Annotated in this window: 19 protein-coding genes; 9 read left to right on the top strand and 10 right to left on the bottom strand. The window is 69.4% G+C overall.

Going from position 1 to position 21,153, the window contains the following annotated elements; translation table 11 throughout:
- Positions 1–120: 120 nt before the first annotated feature.
- The 3 genes from AC16DP_RS00520 to AC16DP_RS00530 all read right to left on the bottom strand — a co-directional run bounded on the left by AC16DP_RS00520 (position 121) and on the right by AC16DP_RS00530 (position 3,571).
- Complete coding sequence (locus AC16DP_RS00520; RefSeq protein WP_329727640.1) at positions 121–495, bottom strand: nuclear transport factor 2 family protein; 375 nt, start codon at positions 493–495, stop codon at positions 121–123.
- A gap of 242 nt (positions 496–737) precedes the next feature.
- Positions 738–2,033: a M16 family metallopeptidase gene (locus tag AC16DP_RS00525; RefSeq protein WP_329727641.1), complete on the bottom strand. Its 1,296-nt coding sequence runs from the start codon at positions 2,031–2,033 to the stop codon at positions 738–740.
- Positions 2,030–3,571, bottom strand: a complete 1,542-nt coding sequence (locus AC16DP_RS00530) for a sensor histidine kinase (protein WP_329727642.1) — start codon at positions 3,569–3,571, stop codon at positions 2,030–2,032. Before AC16DP_RS00530 ends, AC16DP_RS00525 begins: the two co-directional genes overlap by 4 nt.
- Positions 3,572–3,775: 204 nt before the next feature.
- On the opposite strand from AC16DP_RS00530, the gene AC16DP_RS00535 reads away from it, so the two are divergent.
- Complete coding sequence (locus AC16DP_RS00535) at positions 3,776–5,377, top strand: Kelch repeat-containing protein (protein WP_329727643.1); 1,602 nt, start codon at positions 3,776–3,778, stop codon at positions 5,375–5,377.
- Positions 5,378–5,629: 252 nt separating this feature from the next.
- On the opposite strand, the gene AC16DP_RS00540 is transcribed toward AC16DP_RS00535, so the two are convergent.
- From AC16DP_RS00540 to AC16DP_RS00555, 4 genes are read right to left on the bottom strand one after another with little or no spacing between them, the layout of a single operon-like run.
- Entirely contained in the window at positions 5,630–6,385 is a 756-nt protein-coding gene (locus tag AC16DP_RS00540; protein ID WP_329727644.1) for an SMI1/KNR4 family protein, read from the bottom strand.
- Entirely contained in the window at positions 6,367–7,515 is a 1,149-nt protein-coding gene (locus AC16DP_RS00545; RefSeq protein ID WP_329727645.1) for a PAAR-like domain-containing protein, read from the bottom strand. Before AC16DP_RS00545 ends, AC16DP_RS00540 begins: the two co-directional genes overlap by 19 nt.
- Before the next feature lie 13 nt (positions 7,516–7,528).
- On the bottom strand, positions 7,529–8,578 hold the full coding sequence (locus AC16DP_RS00550; RefSeq protein ID WP_329727646.1) for a hypothetical protein: 1,050 nt from the start codon (positions 8,576–8,578) through the stop codon (positions 7,529–7,531).
- Entirely contained in the window at positions 8,575–9,585 is a 1,011-nt protein-coding gene (locus AC16DP_RS00555; RefSeq protein ID WP_329727647.1) for a DUF2169 family type VI secretion system accessory protein, read from the bottom strand. The genes AC16DP_RS00550 and AC16DP_RS00555 overlap by 4 nt, the downstream gene beginning before the upstream one ends.
- Before the next feature lie 201 nt (positions 9,586–9,786).
- On the opposite strand from AC16DP_RS00555, the gene AC16DP_RS00560 reads away from it, so the two are divergent.
- Positions 9,787–10,311 carry a DUF6484 domain-containing protein gene (locus AC16DP_RS00560; RefSeq protein WP_329727648.1) on the top strand — a complete coding sequence of 175 codons (525 nt, stop codon included), beginning with the start codon at positions 9,787–9,789 and terminating at the stop codon, positions 10,309–10,311.
- A 493-nt stretch (positions 10,312–10,804) separates the two neighbouring features.
- A complete protein-coding gene (locus AC16DP_RS00565) occupies positions 10,805–11,635 on the top strand; it encodes a hypothetical protein (protein WP_329727649.1) in 831 nt (276 codons plus the stop codon).
- A 97-nt stretch (positions 11,636–11,732) separates the two neighbouring features.
- On the opposite strand, the gene AC16DP_RS00570 is transcribed toward AC16DP_RS00565, so the two are convergent.
- Positions 11,733–12,791 (bottom strand): coiled-coil domain-containing protein, encoded by a 1,059-nt coding sequence (locus AC16DP_RS00570; RefSeq protein WP_329727770.1) that lies wholly within the window; start codon positions 12,789–12,791, stop codon positions 11,733–11,735.
- 279 nt (positions 12,792–13,070) lie between these two features.
- Here AC16DP_RS00570 and AC16DP_RS00575 point away from each other — a divergent pair, with 279 nt between their 5' ends.
- Positions 13,071–13,955 carry a 2-oxo acid dehydrogenase subunit E2 gene (locus AC16DP_RS00575; RefSeq protein WP_329727650.1) on the top strand — a complete coding sequence of 295 codons (885 nt, stop codon included), beginning with the start codon at positions 13,071–13,073 and terminating at the stop codon, positions 13,953–13,955.
- A 16-nt stretch (positions 13,956–13,971) separates the two neighbouring features.
- Here the strand turns inward: AC16DP_RS00575 and AC16DP_RS00580 are convergent, their stop codons facing one another.
- Together AC16DP_RS00580 and AC16DP_RS00585 are read right to left on the bottom strand one after the other, a co-directional pair.
- Positions 13,972–14,928, bottom strand: coding sequence for a zinc metalloprotease HtpX (locus tag AC16DP_RS00580; RefSeq protein ID WP_414640694.1), 957 nt, complete (start codon positions 14,926–14,928; stop codon positions 13,972–13,974).
- Positions 14,929–15,023: 95 nt separating this feature from the next.
- Positions 15,024–15,434 carry a hypothetical protein gene (locus tag AC16DP_RS00585; protein WP_329727651.1) on the bottom strand — a complete coding sequence of 137 codons (411 nt, stop codon included), beginning with the start codon at positions 15,432–15,434 and terminating at the stop codon, positions 15,024–15,026.
- Between the two features lie 179 nt (positions 15,435–15,613).
- Between AC16DP_RS00585 and fni the strand changes: the two genes are divergently transcribed.
- The 5 genes from fni to AC16DP_RS00610 all read left to right on the top strand — a co-directional run bounded on the left by fni (position 15,614) and on the right by AC16DP_RS00610 (position 21,138).
- Complete coding sequence (gene fni, locus AC16DP_RS00590; protein ID WP_329727652.1) at positions 15,614–16,672, top strand: type 2 isopentenyl-diphosphate Delta-isomerase; 1,059 nt, start codon at positions 15,614–15,616, stop codon at positions 16,670–16,672.
- A gap of 46 nt (positions 16,673–16,718) precedes the next feature.
- Entirely contained in the window at positions 16,719–18,047 is a 1,329-nt protein-coding gene (locus AC16DP_RS00595) for a hydroxymethylglutaryl-CoA reductase, degradative (protein WP_329727653.1), read from the top strand.
- 69 nt (positions 18,048–18,116) lie between these two features.
- Positions 18,117–19,070 carry a mevalonate kinase gene (mvk, locus tag AC16DP_RS00600; RefSeq protein WP_329727654.1) on the top strand — a complete coding sequence of 318 codons (954 nt, stop codon included), beginning with the start codon at positions 18,117–18,119 and terminating at the stop codon, positions 19,068–19,070.
- Complete coding sequence (mvaD, locus tag AC16DP_RS00605) at positions 19,067–20,059, top strand: diphosphomevalonate decarboxylase (RefSeq protein ID WP_329727655.1); 993 nt, start codon at positions 19,067–19,069, stop codon at positions 20,057–20,059. Before mvk ends, mvaD begins: the two co-directional genes overlap by 4 nt.
- Positions 20,059–21,138 carry a mevalonate kinase family protein gene (locus AC16DP_RS00610; protein ID WP_329727656.1) on the top strand — a complete coding sequence of 360 codons (1,080 nt, stop codon included), beginning with the start codon at positions 20,059–20,061 and terminating at the stop codon, positions 21,136–21,138. The genes mvaD and AC16DP_RS00610 overlap by 1 nt, the downstream gene beginning before the upstream one ends.
- Positions 21,139–21,153: the final 15 nt, after the last annotated feature.

The following is a 21,153-nucleotide window of genomic DNA, read 5'->3' on the forward strand; positions in this document are numbered from 1 at the left end:
CTCCTCCGGGGCAAGTGCCGTCCTCCTGGGACGGTACGGCCGGGGAGCCTTCATGAATCATGATTCAGGTGTCAACTGCTGATTCCCGGATTCAGGGAAAATAGTGGATGGGGGTGGGGGTTACTGGGGCAGGGTGACGCTGTGGGCGAGCACCATGCGCCATTGGCCGCCGCGCTTGAGGGCGATGTCGGTGAAGGCGCCCAGGTCGGCCACGGTGGTGCCGTCCTCCATCTGGACTCGGGCGCGCTGCCGGCCGAGGAGGACCCCGACGTCACCATAGATGCGGGCTTCGAGGTCCTCGGACTCGACGGACAGGATGGTGCCGGGGATGGCGAGGATGGCGGCGATGAAGCCGGCGCGATCCACCGGGGGATTGCCCGGGACGCGGAGCTCGAAGCGCTCGTCCAGGATGCGCTCGAGCATCTGGCGATCCCGGGTGCGGATGGCGGTGAACATGTCCTTCTCGAGCTGGAGCAGCTGCGCCTGGTCGGTCATGTTCGAGGAGTCTGCCTGTCGAGCGGAGCGAAGTCCGCAGGCGGTGCACAGGCAGAGGACGGCGAGGAGCGTGAGCCGGGCGGGGGTTCTCATGGAGCCGAAGATACCGGTCTCCTGGGGGAAGCCCCGGGGCGCTCACCGGGAGGGCGTTCTGGCTCGTGTCGAGCCGGTTACCCGCGCGGCGTCACTTGCGTTGACTTGGCTCAGCCAAACTACGCGCTCGCCGGGTAGGTGGCGCCTCCTCACTTGGAGGAGGGCAGGCCCTCGGCGGTCTCCACGACCTTCTCCAGGGCCTTGATGCCCTTGCGCTGGCCCACGGCCACCACGGTGAGGTTCTCCCGGGCGAAGTAGCGCCGGGCCACGTCGCGCACGTGCGCCGCGCTGGCCGCGTCCACCAGGTCCGCCCGGCGGCCGAAGGACTCGGGCCGGCGGAACAGCTCCGTGCCGCCGAACCACCCGGCCAGCTCGCCCGGCGAGTCCTGGGAGAACTCCAGCAGCATCCGGTGCCGCCGCTTGGCCCGAGCCAGCTCCTCCTCGCCCACCGGCGTGGTGCTCAGCTCGCCCAGCACCCGGAACACCTCCGCCACCACCAGCGAGGCCCGGTCCGGCGCGCTCGCGGCTTCGATCTCGAAGATGCCCGCGTCGTGGAAGGCCTCCAGCGAGGCGTGCACCGAGTACGCCAGCCCCCGCTTCTCGACGATCTCGAAGGGCAGCCGCGAGGACAGCCCGTCATCCAGGAAGCGACGCAGCAACTGCAGGGCGGGCCAGTCCTCGTGGTGCTCGGGGACGGTGCGGAAGCTGATGCGGAACTCCGTCTGCGACTCGTCGTGGGTGACGACGTGCAGGTGCGGCCCGGCGGGTGTGGGCGGCGGCGGCAGGTCGATGCTCTCGGCGCCCCGGGGCAGCCGCGCGAAGTGGCGCTCCACCAGCGCGAGCACCTCGTCGTGCTTCACCCGGCCCGCCGCCGTCACCACCATGTTGCCGGTGACGTAGTGGCGCGCGAAGTGCTCGCGGATCTGCTCGTGGGAGAGCAGCGAGACGGACTCCTTCGTGCCGGCGATCTTGAAGGCCAGCGGGTGGTCGCGGAAGAGCACCCGCTTGGACAGGTTGTCGATGTCGATGTCCCGGCCCTTCTCGTCCACCTCGTCGAGCATCTCCTCGAGGATGATGTTCCGCTCCACCTCCATGTCGGTGAGCTTGGGGCGGGTGAGCATGTCCCCGAGCACCTCGAGGCCCACGTCGAGGTGCGCCGGGTGCAGGGGCGTGTAGTAGTAGCCGTGGTCGCGCGTGGTGACGCCGTTGAGGTTGCCGCCCACCTCCTCCACGGCGGAGTTCATCTTCACGGTGTCCGGCCAGCCCTCGCTGCCGCGGAAGAAGAGGTGCTCGAGGAAGTGGCTGACGCCATTGTTGGCGGCCGTCTCGTGGCGGCTGCCGGTGCGCACGTACACCGCGAGCAGGGCGGTGTGCAGGTGCGGGGTCTCGATGGTGACGACGCGCAGCCCGTTGGGCAGGACATCGCGGTGGTAGCTGAAGCTCATGCGCGGGGAAGCCTGACGGAGAAGGTGGTGCCCTGGCCGGACTCGCTCTGGCACCCGAGCGAGCCGCCATGGGCCTTGAGGATCTGCTGGCAGACGGCGAGCCCCAGGCCCGTGCCGTCTTCCTTGGTGGTGAAGAAGGGTTCGAAGATGCGCGAGCGCACGGCCTCGGTCATGCCGCGGCCGGTGTCCTGGATGCGCACCTCCACCTCGCGCTCGTGCACGCGCGTGGAGATGGTGAGCCGGCCGCCATCGGGCATGGCCTCGCGGGCGTTGCGCAGCAGGTTGAGGAACACCTGGCGCAGCTGGCCCTCGTCGGCCAGGGCCTGGGGCGGAGTCTCGGCGAGCTCGCTCGCCACCTCCACGTGGGCGCGCTCCAGCTCCTCGCGGGAGAAGTCCAGCACGCTGGCCAGCACGTCGGTGACGTCGGTGGGCTCGAGGCTGGGCCGGGGCGGGCGCGCCATGCGCAGGTACTGCTCCGTCACCTCGGTGAGCCGGTCCACCTCGCGGGTGACGGCGGCGAGCAGCTCGCGCGCCTCGCGGGCATCCACCGGGGACTCGAAGGTGGCGCGCTCGAAGGCGTCCTGCATCAGCTCCACGTTGAGGCCGATGGAGGACAGGGGGTTGCGCACCTCGTGGGCCACCTGGGCGGAGATGCGGCCCACGGCCGCCAGCTGCTCGGCGCGCATGAGGGCCTCGGCCTGGGCCTTGAGCTGGGCCTCGCGCGCCTGGAGCGAGCGGGCCATGGCGTCGAACTCGCGGGCGAGCACCGCCACCTCGTCGTCACCGCGCACGCCCAGCTGGGCGCTGTAGTCGCCGCGGCCGATGCGCGACACGCCCTCGATGAGGGTGCGCACCGGGCGCAGCGTGCGGGCCGACCAGGCGGTGGCGCCCAGGCCCACGCCGATGGCCAGCACGGACAGGGTGATGATGGCCAGGCCCGTGCGCCGCTCGCGGTCCTCGGCCCCGTCCACGCGCTCGCGGATGCGGTTGCTCAGCGCGGCGCGCAGGAAGCGGATGTCCCGGCCGATGGAGGACTCCTGTTGGCGCAGCTCGGCGGTGGCCCGTGCCACCTCCTCCGCCAGGGGCTGCTCGTTGGAGAGCACCGTGAAGACGGCCTCCGCCGCCCGCCCGTAGGCCTGGTAGCGGTTGGCGAGCTCCCCCAGGCGCGACTCCAGGTCCTGGACGAAGTGCACCTCGCCGCCAGGCGCCAGGGTGCGCACCTCGCTGGCCCTCGCCTTGGCCGCCTGCAGCCGCTCCGCCATGAGCGAGGGAAAGTACAGCCGGGCCAGCCGGATGAGGGCCCGCCGTGTCTCCACGCTGCCCTCCTCGAGCAGGCGCTCGGTGTCCTTCTCCTGGTTGGTGTGGAAGGACTCGAGCGCGGCCGCGTCCTGCGACAGCTGGAGGTAGCCCTGGCTCACCAGGCGGATCTCCAGCCGGTTGCGGTGCAGCTCGGCCACGCTGAAGAGCGACACCGCGCCGAAGGTGGCGAGCACCACCGCGTAACCAAGGAAGATGCGGGTGGCGAGCGAGAGCTTCATTCAGGGGGCGGGGGCCGCGTTGACCACGGACGGAGCCCATCGCTACGCTCGGGACGGTCCGAGCGCAAGCCCATCTTTAGCCTTCGCCGGGACCTGAGACCGCAAAAGGGGAACACGATGAGGCGGAGTATCAACGGGTGGACCTCGTCCGCCCGCCGGGGCAGGGGACAGGGCAGGGCCCGGTCATCAGGTGGGAAGGCCTGGATGGTGGCGCTGGGTCTCCTGAGTGCCTGCGGGCCGAAGGAGGAGATCTACGCGGTGGAGATCAACCACCTCAGGACGTGTAGCGGCACTCCGGCCCTGGAGGGCGTCCGCTACCTGCGCTTGCGCGTGACCGGCGAGGACATGGAGCCCGTGGAGCGCTACGAGCCCGTGGAGCGCTACGTCCTGAGGGAGGGGGACGACGTGTCCGAGTATCTCAGGCGGCGTCAGCCGCTGCTGCCCCCCGTCCCCCTTGGGAAGGGTCGTGTCCTGGAGGTGCGTGGCTATACGGATCTGCCTCGCTCGGGGGGCCGTGTGGTGGCCCTGGGACGCTCAGCGCCCTTCCAGGTCCAGGCGCGGCAGGCCGGGGAGGGCTTCCCGGGCGTCCACGTCGCCGTCCGTCGGGTGGATGAGTACGTGCGGTATGGGCGGCAGGGCGTCGAGGATGGCGAGTGCGCGTCACTCTCGCTCGCTCAGCCTCGTGCGGCGCACACCGCGACGCTGCTGGAGGACGGCCGGGTGCTGCTGGCCGGAGGCTTCCAGTCCAGCCCGGACGGCCGCGACACCTCGGTGTCCCAGGTGGAGATCTTCACTCCGCTGCCAGCCCCTCCAGGGCCCTATAGGCCGCAGGTCGGGTCGCTGTCAGGCCTGGTGGAGGCGGTGGTTGAGAGCGCGCCTCTGTGGGCGCCGCGTGCGTTCCACACCGCGACGTTGCTGCCGGGCGACAAGGTGCTGCTGGCGGGCGGTCAGGTGGAGTCGGTGGAGGGCTCGTTGCCCCTGCGGAGCGCCCAGGTGCTGGACCTGGTCTCGAACACGTCCACCGAGGTGGAGTTGAAGGCGGCGCGCAGCCATCACGCGGCGGCGGTGGACTCGGGCGGACGGGTGCTGTTCGTCGGCGGAGTGGGGGCCGGCGGCGAGGTGGTGGCCGAGGCCGAGGGGTATGATCCCTCCACGGGCCAGGTGCTCCCCGTGAGCACGCCGGTGCCTCGCGTGGGCATGTCGGTGATGCCGGTGCGGGATGGCCGGAACATCGCGGTGGTGGGCGGCTCGGACGGGACGTCGCTGCGGCCCGAGGTGCTGTTCTTCTCCTTCCAGGCTGGCTCCTTCGTCCCGGTGGGCGAGGGCGCGCGGTTGCGCGAGCCCCGGCGCGATGCGGCGCTCGTGCCGTTCGGCGGGCCGGAGCGGCTGCTGTACGTGGGAGGGAATGCCTCGCCGGGTGGAGGGGAGGACGCGCGCTTCCTGGCCTCCTCGGAGGTCCTCTCCCCGGGCGCGGCGACGCAGGTGTCCCCGGGTCCCCAGGTGTTCGCCCGGAGCGGGCTGTGCGCGGTGACGCTCCCGGATGGCCGCGTGCTGACCTTCGGGGGGTTGCGGTACGACGCGGGGGCGTTCGTGAGCGACTCGCACGCGGAGATGCTCGTTCCCGGGAAGGACGGCGCCGCTCCGGCTCTGCTCGGGTTGAAGCCCCTAGACCGTCCGCGTCACCAGCACTCGTGCACGGTGCTGCGGGATGGCTCGGTGCTCATCGCGGGCGGCGTGGAGGACACCGGCACCCAGCGCACCACGCTGGACGACCTGGTCATCTACATGCCGGCTCCGCTGGACTGACCCCACCTTGATTCACGAAGCATCCCGCCTACGGCGCTCAGAGGCCGGATCTTCCGCCTCAGCGGTGGTTTCGGCACGGGGTCACCACGCACCCGATGGGTGAGGTGGATGGAGGACCCAGCAATCGCCTCGGAGGCCGACAATCCGGCCCCGAACCGTGCTTCGCGGCGCGCTCTCGTGGGCTGACAAGTCCTCTTCACCTCTCTTTCAGCTCGCCCTTGGGCTTCGTTGACACTCACCGGCCCTGGCATGTCACTCAAGCGCCGGAGTCCACTCGTCGACTTCGACCTTCAGCGAGGACGTCGTTGCGATTTCACCCAGGAGCTTCCTGAGCGTTCCCGCGTTTTCCCCCCCGAGCGTGAAGGTCTGGATGCCCGCGGGTTTTTCCCTCAGGGTGCTATTGCAAATCATTGCCGCATCGGAGCGTTCATACAGTCCGCAGAAGGGCCCGGTGGGAATCGGCTTCGTGAACCCAAAACTGCTCATCAACGGGTCGAGGCGAGAGAGAACGTCGGGTTCGTCGCTGGCGAAAATGCCCTCGCACTGCTGCGGCATCTTGCCAAGTCGAAAGCTCAAGAATGCACCCCACGCCAACATCTCGCGCAAAGTCTCGAATTGGTCATGAAGCTCACCGCCTCGCGCATGCCGCTTGGTTACTCTCGCATCCGATCGAGCCGGCGCGTCGAGATCGTAGAAGACATGCAGAGGCATCATCTCGTCGGACTCATGTGCGATGAGCAGGAATCGGGGATGAGGCACGACCAGCTTCTCGGCATAACAGGCGAGCACGCGCTGGGCTGAGAAGTCCAGGCTCGGATAGGCCAGAGGGCCCATGCTCTGGCCCATGCGGGTCAGAAACCAATTATAGAATGGAGGCAAGGGGCGGCCTGCAAGCCGCTCGATCTGCGCGATCTCGTCTGGCGTGCTGCCCTTCCACTGCTCGGCGAGCCCGGGTACGCTTCTCAGGAGTAACTCCTCCATCTCAAGTTCTAGTCCTTGTGCTGGCACTTCTCCTCCTTGTCTCCAGGGCAAAGCATCAACGGAATGATGAGCTCGCAGGTCCTACACGGTGGGACGGTCGTGCCGTGTTCAAACGTTCTGACAACCACCTGCCCTTGGCTCTCATCGAAGAACTGGATCGGCGCCCCGGTCGGCTTGCCCTTGCTGTGGAAGAACTGTTCTGTGAGGCCACCTGGGTAGGCGCCCCCATCCAGAGCGAGCAAGAGCGTTTTTTGGGCAGCACATGTTCCCGGCGGATAGGCGGCGGGTCCTGTTCGGTCGCGGTCACTCTTTTTGGCTCGGCGATCGGCTCTGTCCCATATCGGATTCACGTTCGTTTCTCCGAGGCGTTTTAGAAGGTGTGAGTGAACCCGTTCTCGCGTGGCGGTGTAGGTCTTGTCGTCTTCATCTCTGGCATCGATTGATAGAGAACCTGTAGGTGCGTGCCACCCGAGGTGCTTGATGACATCGCAGACCTCCAGGAGCGTCACGGCCGACTGGTCTGCATACTTTTGTCCACACTTGCACTGGACCACACCCAGCATCGTCACCAGGCGGCGCCCCTTCTTGGCTCCCACCATCGTGTCGAGCTTCGATGCCAATTCTGAAGCGCCGACCTTCGTCTTTTCCGTCTCTTCCAGTGCGTCATGTTGCTTGCCGCACAGGGGGCAAGCGTCCTTTCCAGTGACGGCTGTGACGAACCCGGTCGCTTGGAGCACGCCCATCATCGTCGCTGCGTTGGCTGGACTCCCGCTCGGTCCACAGTTGTTGAGCATCGGGTCGCCGAGCAACTGGACGTTCTTCCCCTCGATCTTCACGTCGATGGACCCGGGACCCACGAAGCTCGTGGGCCCTTCCACGTTCGAGGAGACGATTCCTCCGCCTGTTCCCTTGCTGGCCACGTCACCCATGGAACCGAAGGTGGCGCCCCTGATCGCCACCTTCTTTCCTTCGATGGTGACACTCTTGGAGTAGTTTTTCGGGTCTGTTCCGCTCTTGCCGATGTTGGGCAGCGGGGTGGGGACAAACGGCGCCGGAGGCCCCGGCATCTTGCACACGTTGGGGACCGTCGCCGCGGCGACTCCGTTGCTCCCCTCGGTCACCGGGGTCTTCGGCGTATTCACAGTGACTTTCGACATTCGGATTGTCTCCTCATGATGCCTGCGGAGCTTGCAGGAGCATGGCCCCTCTCAGTCCGCCATCGGAACCGGCCATCACCAGCGCCCGCGGGCCCCGCGCATAGCCCCGTGCGAACGCTTGGACCGCCAGGATGCTTCCGAGCGCCCCAGACGCGGCGCCCACGTCACCCCAGCAGTCGCTCGGAGCCTTGTACCCAGGTGTCTTCCAAACCGACGGCGCACGCAACGCGGTGAAACCCCACTCCTCGCTGCGGTAACGCTCACCGTTGATATCCGTGTACACAACATCGACGCTCTCGCGGGGACGGTCGAGCCTGGCGATGGCGCCCTCGACGGCCTGGGTCATTGCGGCGCCGAACGAGCCCGTGTCACTGTCACGCAGGAGTCGCTCCTGTGCGGTGCTCGCCCCTCGTACGACAGCCAGTTGGGGGAGGCGCAAGCGACGGCGCAGTCCCGCGCTGAGCAGTGCGAGACATCCAGCTCCCTCTCCAGGGGTGAACCCGTTGCGAATACCCGGCTGTGCGAACCGGCGGTCGCGCTCCAACCATGCGAACGTGTCCGCGTGGTGATAGCTATCCACGCCAACGACCAGGAACAGCTCGTCATGGCTCTCGGAGCACTCCCGCCTCACCTGCTCGACCGCCCGGATTGCCCCGGCGTGCCCGCGTCCGGCAATCTCGACGTGCGTGTTGGACGTCTTCGCTCGCAAGTGCACGGCCAGGGAGTCCGTCACCCAGGCCGCGTCGTTCTCGGAGAACCCCGGGCGGGTTTCTGGCAGTGCGAGCAACACACGGAGCCTGCCTCCGTAAAGGATCCTCTGATCGATCTTGGCTTCAATCTCCTCGAGAACACTCTGGGCCATGGGCACCAGACGGTCTCGTCCCTCGAGTCTGGGCGCGAGCAGCCCGTCGGCGGCGACCACGACCGGCTCGCCGCGAGGGTCGATGAAGGGATACTCGGCGTACCGCGTGATGCCAGCGCGCACGGCCGCCGCGCTGCTCTCGGCGGTGAGCCCGACCGGGGTTCGCGCGCCGACGGCTACCAGATCGACCTGGGCGTTCACGTCGTGCTCCTTCGTTCGACGATCTCCGTTTCGTCGAGATAGTCTGCCTCAGGGGCGGGAACTCGCAGCACGCTCTGCCACACTAGGCAGAGGCGCCTCTCCTCGGGCTCCACGAGCACCGTCACCACGCGCGGGCCGTGCTGCTCGCGCCGCGTGCCGATGCGTGTGGTGAAGCCAAGCGAAATACGCGGGAGCTCGAAGCGCAGGACACCGTCGGGGGTCATGTTCAGGAGCTCGACACGCTCTCCGCCGACAAGGGGCTTCTCGGTCCGCTGGTCCGTGGGGGCACTCAACGCGAAGGAGGGATGGAAGTCATCAGGCAGCAAGGGCTTCTTCGATTGCTCCCACCGTGCGTCATATGTCCCCGCGAGCTTGCGCCGCGGCATCCATGAGGAATCGATCGGGCCGAACCCCGCCGGACCCATCTCCGCTGGCTCGCCACGTGGATACTCTATCGCGTGGGCCACTTGCCCAACGACGTGAGCTGCCCGCCGTGCGAAGCCGCGCCCGATCGGGTTCCGCTCGTCGATGCGATGCTTCTGGGGAGCGGGGTCGGTCAGATCGCCGCCACCGAACGCGAACTCGTATCGGATGGGGCGTCTGGTGAACGGCTGCGGCCGGGTCACCGTCACGCTGAGCAACCCCCGGTCGTAGAGGCGATCCCCATGGACGAGCAGTTCCTTGTGGAGCCGTTCGACATGCAGAGAGACTGGCACTGTCGGAGCGGGCTTGTCATGAGGGGCGTGCGCGTGCGCGATGACCAACACGTCCGTGCCCGGCTTCGCCGCGAGAAGATCCGAGTCGTAGCGCAAGCTCGACCGGCCTGGTTCGCCGAAATACTCTGGCGCCAGCACCGGGGGCAGTTGCTCGTCCGCTAGCATGAGCCGTCCCCCGGGAGCGATGTCGAACGTTGCCTTGACCGCGACGAGCCACCAGTGGACCCCGTCCTTGTCGCGCGTCCAGTTCCGCTCCGCAGCGTAAGCTGTGCGATTCTTCAGTGCCCACATTGATTCAACACCCCACACCGGAGCAGCGACGTTAGGTAAATTCAGACGAATGTGTCAAACGTTGTAGGTGTGGGCTCCCAGCGTTCCAGTTGCTCAGATGGCGGATGGTAGGGCCTGCTGGAGAAGGCGTCCCGCCTGTTGGGCTGGTTCCAACCAGACGAGGTGAGGGCTGGGCTCCACCACAATCGGAGGATGTACCGGATGAAGATGCCCATGAATTCGTTGGGAGCAGGGTCGGACGACGGAATGCGCGAGCCCATCTGGGGAAGCAGGCTGGGGTGGATTGTTGGGATGGACGAGGCGGGATGGGTGCTGGTGGATTTCGAGGGAAACAGCGCGGGCCGCCCGTTGGCCGCCCGGCGGACAGTTCCGCTGGAGCCCGAGACGCTACAGGATGCCATTGCTACCCGTCAGCGCGCGGTATTGCTCGTCGAAAATGGAGACCCCTTGATGCCGCTGGTGGTGGGGCTGGAGCAGACACCCAGTCCCACGCCGTTACTGGACGCGGTGCTCGCGCAGCCTGCTCCCACCGAGGAACAACCCATGGAGGCCCATGTCGATGGCAAACGGGTCGTCATTGAGGGCCAGGATGAGATCGTCCTGAGGTGTGGCCAGGCCAGTATCACCCTGCGGCGCAATGGCCGGGTCGTCATCAAGGGCATCCAGCTCGAGAGCCACGCCTCGGGCACTCACCGCATCAAGGGTGGCGCGGTGCAGGTGAACTGACCCATGGCCTCCCTGCTGATGGACATCTACGAGGAGCACCTGGACGAGGCGAGCTTCCTCTGGGTGCAGTGGGAGCGCGCCCTGGTGGCGCCGGATTACAACTTGGAGGACGCGGCCACGCTGGATGAGCGGCTTCTGGCGCACCTGGACGGACTGGTGGTGGGCGGCGAGCCCGTGGCCAGGGAACTGCTGTTGCCCGCGCTGGACTCGGAGGACCCGCCGCGCATCTCCGCCGCGCTCTGGGCGCTGCTGGCCGAACCCGTGCGCATGGAACTGGCGGAACTGGTGAAGCAGGTGCGGGCCGCCGCTCCCGAAGGGCCGCTCGCCGCCCTCCGGCGGGCGCTGGAACTGAACGGACGGCCGGAGGTGGGCGAGGCCCTGCTGCCATTGTTGAAGGCGCAGGAGCCCCTGCTTCAAGCCTGGGCGCTCAAGGTCCTCGCCGCCAAAGGTCCTCGCCGCCAGGGGACAGCTCCCTCGCGGTATCGAAGTGGAGGTGCTCGGCTCCCCGGACGCCCGGGTAGTGGTGGCCGTGCTTCGCGCAATGCCGTCCTTGCCCCGGGACGTGGCCTCGCGCGAACTGCCCCGGTTGCTGGTGGACGCCCGTCCTGGCGTGCGGGAAGCCGTCATCACGGCGGGGATGATGTCTGGAATAAACGCCGCCTGGGATGCATGCCGCAAGGTGGTGGATTCACGCACGAGGGTGGACCGGACGTCGCTGGTGTTGCTGGCGCTCGGGGGAGACGAGCGTGACCTGGTGCGGCTGCTGGCGTGCACTGGGGTGGAGGCGATGCGCGAGGACTCCCTCTGGGCCCTGGGCTTCAGTGGCCGGGTGGAGGCTGCCGAGGCATGTCTGGAGTTCATGGGGCCTGGACCCGTGGCGGCACTGGCGGGCGAGTCCTTCAGCGCCATCACCGGGCTGAAGCTGGAGGGCACCTTCGTAGGGGGGGAGGAGGAAGAAGAGCCGCTGCCCCCGCTGGAGGAGGACCTCTCACGGGAGCTGGAGCCTCAGCCGGAGGATGCGCTCCCGGTGCCAGCAAGAGAGGCGGTGGCCGCGTGGTGGAAGGAAGCCCGGAAGGACTTCGCCCGCGGTACCCGCTACCTGCGCGGACGCGCGTTCAGTCTGGATGGGCTGCTGGATGAGCTGGAGCGAGGCCCCATGCGGCGACGGCACATGCTCGCGCTGGAGCTCTTCCTGCGGAGCCAGGGGGCGTGCCAACTCCAGACGCGGGCCTTCACTCAGCGACAGCACGCCGGGCTGGCGCAGGCCCGGGAGATGCGCGGACGTCTGTCGGCCTCTGCCTTCCCGCGTATTTTGGGCGGCTGAGGCCCAGGGCCGAGGGCAATGGCGTCGCCTGCGCCCAGGTGCAGAACCCAGGCACGCTACGCCTCCCAGTGGGAGGCGGCGTGCCTCGGGAGCGTCGTTACGCGGTGGGCGTCTGGGCCTTCTCGTCCTGCTGAGGCTCGGTCTTCGCCGGCTGCTCGCCCGACGCCGCCGGCTCGCTCGCCGCCGCCACCGCCTGCTGCTGCGCCGCCTCCGCCGTGGCACGGGCCTGCGCGGCCTCCTCCACCTTCCGGTCGCTCGCCGCCATCTCGTCCGGCGTCAGCTCCGTGCGCTCGGCCAGCATGCCCGTCTTCTTCTCCAGGTCCTTGATCGCCCGGCGCAGCAGATCCCGCTCCAGCAGCGTGCGGTTCAGGCGCTTCTCCAGCGCCTTGTACTTGTCCTTCACCAGCTCCAGCTCGTTCTTGCTGGCCGCGAAGATGCGCTGCTGCGAGTCCGCCCGGCCCTTCACGCGCTTCAGCTCGCGCTCCAGATCGGCCGCCCGGCTGCGCTCCTTGTTCGCCGTCTGCTCCAGCCGCTCCATCTTCTCGCGGTCGGCGTCGTTCAGGTCCCGGTAACGGCGCTGGGCCTTCTCCGCGGCGGGCTCGGCGGCGGCGGCGGGCACCACCGTCGTGCTCGTGTTCACCACCCGCTCCTCCGGCTGCGCCGGGGCCGACAGCTGCTGCGCCTGCGCCGGGGCCGTCACCGCCGGAGCGGCAGCGGGCGCCGGAGCGCCGCCACGGCGGCCTCCCTTGCCGCCCATCTCCACCTCGGACTTCAGGCGGGCGATCTCCGCCTCGGCCTGGGCCAGCTCGCCCCGGACCACCTCCAGCTGCAGGGACGCGCTGCGCTCCACCTCGGCGCGGGCCTTGGCCAGATCCTTCTCGCCCTTCTCCCCCTCCTTCTGCTCGTAGAGCTTGCGCTTGGCCTGCTTGAGCTGCTCCTTCACCTCCTGCAGCTGCGCACGCTGTTCATCCATCTCCTTGCGCCTGCGATCCAGCTCCGCCTCCAGCTTCGCGCGCGCCTTGCTGTCCGACTCCAGCTCGGCCCGCGCCGTGGGCGAGGACGACGAGGGGAGCGCCGCGGCCGACTTCTGGCCGAAGAACACGTAGGCGAGCGTGGCGAGGAAGAGCACCGACACGACGACGAGCAGAACTTCCAACACGGGGGTGACCTCCGGGGATGATGCAAAAAGCGGCGCAGCCTAGCGTCCGGCGGCGGCACGTCAATAGGTCTCGTTGCCCGCCCTCCGGCCGTCAGGACAGGCCCCACCCCGCCCGCTCCCTCCTGCGAGGTGGGGACCCGCTGCTCAAGTTAGGGGCCAGGGTGCCGGGGTGCCGGAAAGCCCGTACGGTGGCGCGCAGGGTAGGGGGGCTTTCTCCGGGACCGGGAAAAACGTAAAGGTGGGGGCTCGCGCACCGTCCTGGAGGAACCCCGCGTCATGGCTCACCTGGAGCTCATCCCCAAGGAGAACGTTTCCAGCTTCCGCAAGCTGGCCATCGGCAGCTGGAAGACGGCGTACGACCCGACCGTCTACGGGACGATGACGCTGCGCATGGACAAGGCCCTGGCCTACATCGAGGCCTTCCGTGTGAAGACGGGCATCCGGCTCACCGTCACCCACCTGCTGGCCAAGGCCATGGCCGAGGCGCTGCGCCGCTGCCCGGACGCCAACGCCATCCTCCGCTTCAACCGCATCTACCTGCGCAAGCGCATCACCATCTCCACCCTCGTGGTGCAGACGGACGGCGGCAAGGTGGACCTGACCTCGGCGAAGATCGACGACGCCGAGCAGAAGTCCCTCCGGGAGATCTCCGCCGAGCTCGAGGCCGCCGTGCAGAAGGTCCGCCAGCGCAGGGACGAGGCGCTGGAGAAGAGCAAGGGCACCATCCACGCGCTGCCCTACGCCTTCCTCAACTTCTTCACCTGGCTCATCTCCTTCTTCATGTACACGCTGAACTGGGACATGACGTGGGCGGGCATGCCCCGGGACGCGTTCGGCTCGGCCATCATCACCAACGTGGGCTCGCTGGGGCTGGACACGGCGTACGTGCCGCTGGTGCCCTACACGCGCGTGCCCATCTTCATCGCCCCGGGCGCCATCAAGGACGCCCCCGTGGTGGAGAACGGCAAGGTGGTGCCCGGCAAGCTGATGAACGTGAATGCCTCGTTCGATCACCGCTTCATCGACGGCTTCCACGCCAGCATCCTCGCCAACACGTTCCGCGAGATGCTGGAGAACCCCTTCGAGCACTTCGACAAGCTCGACGAGGTGGCCCCCGCGGTGCCGGCGGACGTCAAGCCGCCGGTGTCCGCCGCGGGGTAGTCCCCCCGGGTTCCCGCTACGCCCAGGCGTTGCGCCAGGCGCGGGAGCCCATGCTGGCCCCCATCTCGCGCAGGCGCCGCACCCGCTCGGGGATGGGCGGGTGGGTGGAGAACAGGCCCATGATGGCGCCGCCGGACAGCGGGTTCACGATGAACAGGTGCGAGGTGGCCGGCGCCCGGTCATAGGGCATCAGCTCCGCGCCGCGCTCCAGCTTCAGCAGCGCATTGGCCAGCGCATCCGGATCCCCACACAGCTCCGCCCCCGTCGCGTCCGCGCCGTACTCGCGCGAGCGGCTCACCGCCAGCTGCAGCAGCGTGGCGGCGATGGGCGCCACCAGCAGCACGCCCAGGTTGCCCAGCGCGTGCCCCAGCCCCTCCTCGTCGTCATCGCGGCTGAGCAGCGAGCCGCCGAACCAGAAGAGCATCTGCGCCGCGTAGCTGATGACGCCCGCCAGCGTGGCCGCCACCGTGCCAATCAGCGTGTCGCGGTTCTTCACGTGCGCCAGCTCGTGCGCCAGCACGCCCTCGAGCTCCCGCTGATCCAGGATGTCCAGGATGCCGGCCGTCACCGCCACCGCGGCGTGCTCCGGGTTGCGGCCCGTGGCGAACGCGTTGGGCGTCCGGGTGGGCAGCAGGTACAGCTTCGGCTTGGGCATCCCCGCCCGGGCCGCCAGCCGCTCCACCATCTGGTGCAGCCACGGCGCCTCCGCGTACTCCAGCGGCTGCGCCCCGTGCATCGCCAGGGCGATCCGATCGCTGAACCAGTACGAGCCGAAGTTCATCACCACGACGAAGAAGCCCGCCACGACGAGCCCCTGCGGGCCGCCCAGGCGCTCGCCGACGAACAACATCAGCGCCGTGAGTCCCGCCAGCAGCACCGTCGTCTTCAGCGCGTTGCCCAGCCGGTGTCCCCAGCCGCTCCCGCGCACGCCCCCCTGGGGCATCGACGAGCCATACCTCCCGCCAGCACTCATGACGTTGCCTTGCCTTTCCTTTCCCCTCTCGGGTTCTGGATCAACCTAAGCAGGCGGCGGGGCGCGTCAAACGCACCCGGAACCCCCGGCGCTCGTCAGAGGTAGAAGCGGTCCACGACGCCCGCGGTCCTCTGCAGGATGGCGCTCCAGCCGACCCAGCCGTCGATCGGCCCCTTGTCCGCCAGGTGCTCGGCCCCCAGCGCGCCCAGAGAGCCCGTGCAGCCCTGCACCGTGCCCAGCCCGGACTCGCGCACGTGCTCCAGCAGCTGGCGCAGCGTCGGGATGCGGCGCGTCTCGAAGCGGTCCGCCACGTCCTCGCGCGGTGGCTCGAAGTCCGGGTCATCCAGCCGGCCCTCGAGGAAGCGCTCCAGTGCCCACCAGAAGAGGTACACCTCCGCCTTCCGGCCCGACGCCACCGCCGCCGCCGCGATGGCCAGCCCCTGGTGCACGCGGTCGTAATCGCCGCTGTGCAGGAAGACGACCACCTTGGGCGCGGGAGTACTCACGCGGCCCTCATACCGTCCACCCTCCCACCCGTCCACCCGCACTCCCCGTCCGCTCCCGTTGAACAGCCGTGGCTTGCGCCTGCTTGCCCTACTTGCTAGGGAATCGGGGATATCGGACACTCTCCGCGTTTTTGTAAATTTCCAGGCACATGGTTCCTACACAGGGCAGGCGAGACGTCATGGGTGAGGAGTCGACGGCGAAGCGCAAGGACGATCACCTCGACCTGTGCGCGACCGGAGACGTCGAGCCGGCACAGAACAGCACGCTGTTGGAGTGCGTCCGGCTGGTGCACTGCGCGATGCCGGAGCTCTCCGTGGACGAGGTGGATCTCTCCACGGAGTTCCTCGGCAAGAAGCTGCGCTACCCGCTGCTGATCACCGGCATGACCGGTGGCACGGAGCGGGCCGGGGCGGTGAACCGGGACATGGCGCTGCTGGCCGAGCGGCACGGGCTGGCCTTTGGCGTGGGCAGTCAGCGCGCCATGGCGGAGAACCCCCAGCTGGGAGCGACGTTCCAGGTGCGGCAGGTGGCGCCCACGATTCCCGTGCTGGGCAACATCGGCCTGTACCAGGCGGTGGGGCTGGGCGTGGACGGGGTGCGGCGGCTGGCCGAGGCCATTGGCGCGGACGGCATGGCGCTGCACCTCAACGCCGGCCAGGAGCTCACCCAGCCCGAGGGCGACCGGGACTTCCGCGGCGGCTACAAGGTGGTGGAGGGGCTGGTGCGCGTCTTCGGCGCGCGCCTGCTGGTGAAGGAGACGGGGTGCGGCATCGGCCCCGAGGTGGCGCGCCGGCTGGTGGAGCTGGGCGTGCGCAACCTGGATGTCTCCGGGCTGGGCGGCACCTCGTGGGTGCGGGTGGAGCAGCTGCGCGCCTCGGGCGTGCAGGCCCAGGTGGGCGCCGAGTTCTCCAGCTGGGGCATCCCCACGGCGGCGGCCATCGCCACCGTGCGCAGGGCCGTGGGCCCGGACGCCCGCCTGGTGGCCTCGGGCGGACTGCGCACGGGCCTGGACGTGGCCAAGGTGCTCACCCTGGGCGCGGACGTGGGCGGCATGGCCCTGCCCCTCTTCCGCGCGCAGCAGCAGGGCGGACTGCCAGCGGCCGAGCAGGCACTCGCCACCATCCTCACCAGCTTGAGACAGGCGCTCGTGCTCACCGGCAGCCGCACCTGCGCGGAGCTGCGCCAGAAGCCCCGTATCATCGTGGGGGAGTTGAAGGACTGGCTCGCGGCACTGTAGGGATTATTCCCGCGGCTCCGAATTGCCTTCCGTCGTGGAGAAACGAATGTCCGAATCGCTGACGTCCCGGTTGTCTGGCTTCCACAAGCTGTCGATGGTCGAGCGCCACGAGAAGCTCTCCCAGATGCTGGGCCTGGACGAGATGGACCTGGCGCAGCTCCAGGGCATCAGCGCGCTGCAGCCGGGCCTTGCGAACAAGATGATCGAGAACGCCGTGGGCACGTTCTCGCTGCCGCTGGGTCTGGGGTTGAACCTGCAGATCAACGGCCGCGACTACCTGGTGCCCATGGCGGTGGAGGAGCCGTCCGTGGTGGCGGCGGTGTCGTTCGCCTCGAAGATCGTCCGCGAGGCGGGTGGCTTCACCGCCGAGGCCGATGATCCGATCATGATCGGCCAGGTGCAGCTCACCCGCTACGGGGACCCCACCGAGGCCACCAAGCGCATCATGGCCGCCAAGGAGGCCATCCTCGCGCTGGCCAACAGCTTCCACCCGTCCATGGTGAAGCGGGGCGGTGGCTGCAAGGACATCGAGGTGCGCGTGCTGCCGGCCCCCGAGGGTCCGCGCGGTGAGCCGCTGCTCGTGGTCCACCTGATCATCGACACGCAGGAGGCCATGGGGGCCAACCTCATCAACACCATGGCCGAGGGCGTGGCCCCGCTGCTCGAGCAGCTCACGGGCGGCAAGGTGTTCCTGCGCATCCTCTCCAACCTGGCGGATCGCCGGCTGGCGCGCGCCACGTGCCGGATTCCCGTGGCGCTGCTGGCGGACTTCGACATGCCGGGAGAGAGCATCGCCGAGGGCATCTACCAGGCGAGCCGGTTCGCGCTGGCGGATCCCTACCGGGCGGCCACGCACAACAAGGGCATCATGAATGGCATCGACTCGGCGGCCATCGCCGCGGGCCAGGACTGGCGCGCCATCGAGGCGGGTGCGCATGCCTTCGCCTGCCGGGATGGGCAGTACCGGCCGCTGTCGACGTGGCACGTGGAGGACGGGCACCTGATTGGCCGCATCGAGCTGCCCATGGCGCTGGGCCTGGTGGGCGGTCCCATCAAGATCCACCCGGGCGTGCAGGTGGCCATGAGGATCCTCCGCGTGGAGTCGGCGCGCGAGCTGTCCATGGTCTTCGCGGCGGTGGGACTGGCGCAGAACTTCGCGGCGGTGCGCGCGCTGGGCTCGGTGGGCATCCAGAAGGGCCACATGGCGATGCACGCGCGGTGCGTGGCGGTGACGGCGGGCGCGCGCGGTGACTGGGTGGAGAAGATCGCCGAGCTGCTGGTGACGGCGGGCCACGTGAAGGTGGAGAAGGCCCGGGAGATCATCGAATCACTGTCGGAGTCGGACTTCCGCGCTGCCACCGGCACCGACGGGTGACAACATCCTCTCCCACCGGGAGAGGGCCGGGGCGAGGGGTTCCTCTCGCCCTGGTCATGACAGGACATCATGGACACGAACAACACTTCCTCCCTGACCGGCTTCGGCGCGGGCAAGGTCATCCTGCTGGGCGAGCACAGCGTGGTGTACGGCTACCCGGCGCTCGCGGGCCCGCTGTCACGTGGCGTGACGGCGAAGGGCGAGCCGTCCAACAAGTGCCAGCTCGTCATTCCGGATGCCCTCATGCCCGAGCAGCGCAAGGTGCTGAAGGCGGCCTTCGCGCGGGCCATGGCGGCGTGCGGCGAGCCCGGGGTGAAGGTGTCGTTCGACACGGATCTGCCGCTGTCCATGGGACTGGGCAGCTCCGGGGCGCTGTCGGTGGCGTGCTCGCGGGTGCTGCTGCAGGCGGCGGGGCGCAAGGCGTCGGCCTCCGAGGTGGCGGCCGTGGCGTGGGAGATGGAGCAGGAGTTCCACGGGACGCCGTCGGGCGTGGACCACACGACGAGCGCCATGGAGCAGCTCATCCTCTACCGCCGCAAGCCGGGCGCGGAGCATGGCCGGGCCAAGGTGGTGGACAGCCCCAAGCCGCTGAAGCTGGTGGTGGTGATGGCGGGCGCGCGCAGCCCGACGAAGCAGACGGTGGGCGCGCTGCGCGAGCGCCAGAAGCGCTGGTCCGAGCGCTACCAGCGCATCTTCCGGGAGATCGGCCTGCTGGCGTCCGAGGGCGCCGAGGCGGTGGAGGAGGGGGACCTGGAGGCGCTGGGTGACGTGATGAACGTCAACCACGGCCTGCTCGCGGCGCTGGGCCTGTCCTCGCCGGGCCTGGACGACATGGTGCACCGGCTGCGCAACATGGGCGCGCTGGGCGCCAAGCTCACGGGCGCCGGTGGAGACGGTGGCGCCGTCATCGGCCTGTTCACGGAGACGGAGCCGGTGGTGCACGAGCTGACGCGGCTCGGCATCCGGTGCTTCGACAGCCAGCTCGCGGGCCCGCGCGCCGAGGGAACCCGGGGGGCGGCATGAAGGCCACCGTCCGGGCACACCCCAACCTCGCGCTGGTGAAGTACTGGGGCAAGCGGGATGACGCGCTCATCCTCCCCCACCAGTCGAGCCTCTCGATGACGCTGTCGCCCTTGTCGGTGCGGACGACGGTGGCCTTCGGCGTGGGCTCGGCGGACGAGGTGGAGCTCAACGGGTACGTGGCCAAGGGCAGCGAGCGCGACCGCGTGCTGCGCGTGCTGGACGCGGTGCGCGCCGAGGCGAAGGGCGCGAAGCTGGGCCCGGCGAAGATGGTGTCGCGCGGGGACTTCCCGGCGTCGGCGGGCCTGGCGAGCAGCGCGGCGGGCTTCGCGGCGCTGGCGGTGGCGGCGCGCTCGGCGGCGGGGCTGCCGGCGGACCCCCAGGCGGCGAGCATGCTGGCCCGGCTGGGCAGTGGCTCGGCGTGCCGCAGCGTGCAGGGCGGCTTCTGCGAGTGGATGCGCGGCGAGCGCCCGGACGGCACGGACAGCTACGCGGTGCAGCGCTTCGACGAGAAGCACTGGCCGGAGCTGCGCATGGTGGTGGCCATCGTCAGCCGCGACGAGAAGGAAGTGAAGTCGCGCGACGGCATGAAGAACGCCGTGGAGACGAGCCCGTACTACCCGGCGTGGGTGAAGGACGCCGAGGCCGAGGTGGTGCGCGCCCGCGAGTACCTCGCGAAGAAGGACCTGCAGGCGCTGGGCGAGATGTGCGAGCGCAACGCGTGGAGGATGCACGCCACGTCGCTCGCGGCGGATCCGCCCCTCTGCTACCTGATGCCGAAGACGCTGGAGCTGATCCACTCGTTGCGCGAGCAGCGGAAGAAGGGCGTGCCGGTGTGGTTCACGCTGGACGCGGGCCCCAACCCCTGCATCCTGACGGACGCGGCGCACGAGCTGGCGGCCGAGGCGGCGGCGATGGCCTGCGGCGCCACCGAGGTGGTGCGGTGCGTGCCGGGCGGTGACGCGACGCTGCTGACGGAGCACCTCTTCTGATGGAGCGCGCGCTCTCGGCCCCGGGGAAGCTGTTCGTGTCTGGCGAGTACGCCGTGCTGTGGGGCGGCGTGTCGCGCGTGGCGGCGGTGGGCCCGCGGACGGCGGCGCTGGTGAGCCGGCGGGCGGACAGCCGGGTGCACGTGTGCGTGGAGGAGGGGACGCTGTCGGGGCGGACGACGCCTCGGGGCGTGAAGTGGGACCGGGAGGTGCCGGCGGGCTTCTCCTTCGTGGCGCGCACGCTGGACGAGGCGCTGCGGCTGCACGGGCGCGAGTCGGTGGGCTTCGACCTGGCGGTGTCGCCGTCGGCGGTGGATGCCAACGGGCGCAAGCTGGGCATGGGCGGCAGCGCGTGCGCCACGGTGCTGGCGGCGGACGCGGTGCGCTTCGTGCTGGAGGAGAAGTTCGACGCGCTGAAGGTGGCGCTCGTCTCGCACGCGGCGGCGCAGGGCGGGAAGGGCAGCGGCGGTGACGTGGCCGCGAGCTACGCGGGCGGTGTGGTGCGCTACCGGCGCTACGAGGTGTCGGGGCTCATCGAGGCGTCGAGCGCGGGAGGCTATCGCGCGGCGCTGGACGCGGCGCCCACGGTGGACGTGTGGCGGCTGCCAGTGCCCAAGGTGTCGCTGGGCTATGCCTTCACGGGGGAGAGCGCCTCGACGCGGGTGCTCATCTCGCAGGTGGAGGCGAAGATGGGCGAGGCGGGGCGGCGGGCCTTCGTGGAGCGCTCGGACGCGCTGGGGCACGAGATTGAAGTAGGACTCGGGGGCGGGGACTTCCGCGCCTTCTCCGAGGCCGTGCGCGAGCAGCACGCGCTGCTCCAGGAGTTGGGTCCGCTGGAGACCGAGCCGATGCACCGGGTGCTGGCGATGGCGTCGGCGTACGGGTGCGTGGGCAAGCAGTCCGGTGCCGGAGGCGGGGACGGTTGCATCCTGTTCGCCCCGGACGCGGAGAAGCGGGCCGCGCTGCTCGAGGGCATCCGCGCGCGGGGCTTCCACACGCTGGAGCTCGACGTGGAGCCCGGCGTGCGCGGCGAGGCCCAGCCGGACGCGCGGCTGCGCGCATGGCTCGACGCCTCGCGGTGAGGAGCGCGCCGGGCG

This window comes from Archangium sp., from assembly GCF_057119385.1.

Coding starts and splice junctions, on each gene's coding strand:
- AC16DP_RS00520 (WP_329727640.1), bottom strand. CDS start 495: ATGACCGACCAGGCGCAGCTGCTCCAGCTCGAGAAGGACATGTTCACC.
- AC16DP_RS00525 (WP_329727641.1), bottom strand. CDS start 2,033: ATGAGCTTCAGCTACCACCGCGATGTCCTGCCCAACGGGCTGCGCGTC.
- AC16DP_RS00530 (WP_329727642.1), bottom strand. CDS start 3,571: ATGAAGCTCTCGCTCGCCACCCGCATCTTCCTTGGTTACGCGGTGGTG.
- AC16DP_RS00535 (WP_329727643.1), top strand. CDS start 3,776: ATGGTGGCGCTGGGTCTCCTGAGTGCCTGCGGGCCGAAGGAGGAGATC.
- AC16DP_RS00545 (WP_329727645.1), bottom strand. CDS start 7,515: ATGTCGAAAGTCACTGTGAATACGCCGAAGACCCCGGTGACCGAGGGG.
- AC16DP_RS00555 (WP_329727647.1), bottom strand. CDS start 9,585: ATGTGGGCACTGAAGAATCGCACAGCTTACGCTGCGGAGCGGAACTGG.
- AC16DP_RS00560 (WP_329727648.1), top strand. CDS start 9,787: ATGAAGATGCCCATGAATTCGTTGGGAGCAGGGTCGGACGACGGAATG.
- AC16DP_RS00575 (WP_329727650.1), top strand. CDS start 13,071: ATGGCTCACCTGGAGCTCATCCCCAAGGAGAACGTTTCCAGCTTCCGC.
- AC16DP_RS00580 (WP_414640694.1), bottom strand. CDS start 14,928: ATGAGTGCTGGCGGGAGGTATGGCTCGTCGATGCCCCAGGGGGGCGTG.
- fni (WP_329727652.1), top strand. CDS start 15,614: ATGGGTGAGGAGTCGACGGCGAAGCGCAAGGACGATCACCTCGACCTG.
- AC16DP_RS00595 (WP_329727653.1), top strand. CDS start 16,719: ATGTCCGAATCGCTGACGTCCCGGTTGTCTGGCTTCCACAAGCTGTCG.
- mvk (WP_329727654.1), top strand. CDS start 18,117: ATGGACACGAACAACACTTCCTCCCTGACCGGCTTCGGCGCGGGCAAG.
- mvaD (WP_329727655.1), top strand. CDS start 19,067: ATGAAGGCCACCGTCCGGGCACACCCCAACCTCGCGCTGGTGAAGTAC.
- AC16DP_RS00610 (WP_329727656.1), top strand. CDS start 20,059: ATGGAGCGCGCGCTCTCGGCCCCGGGGAAGCTGTTCGTGTCTGGCGAG.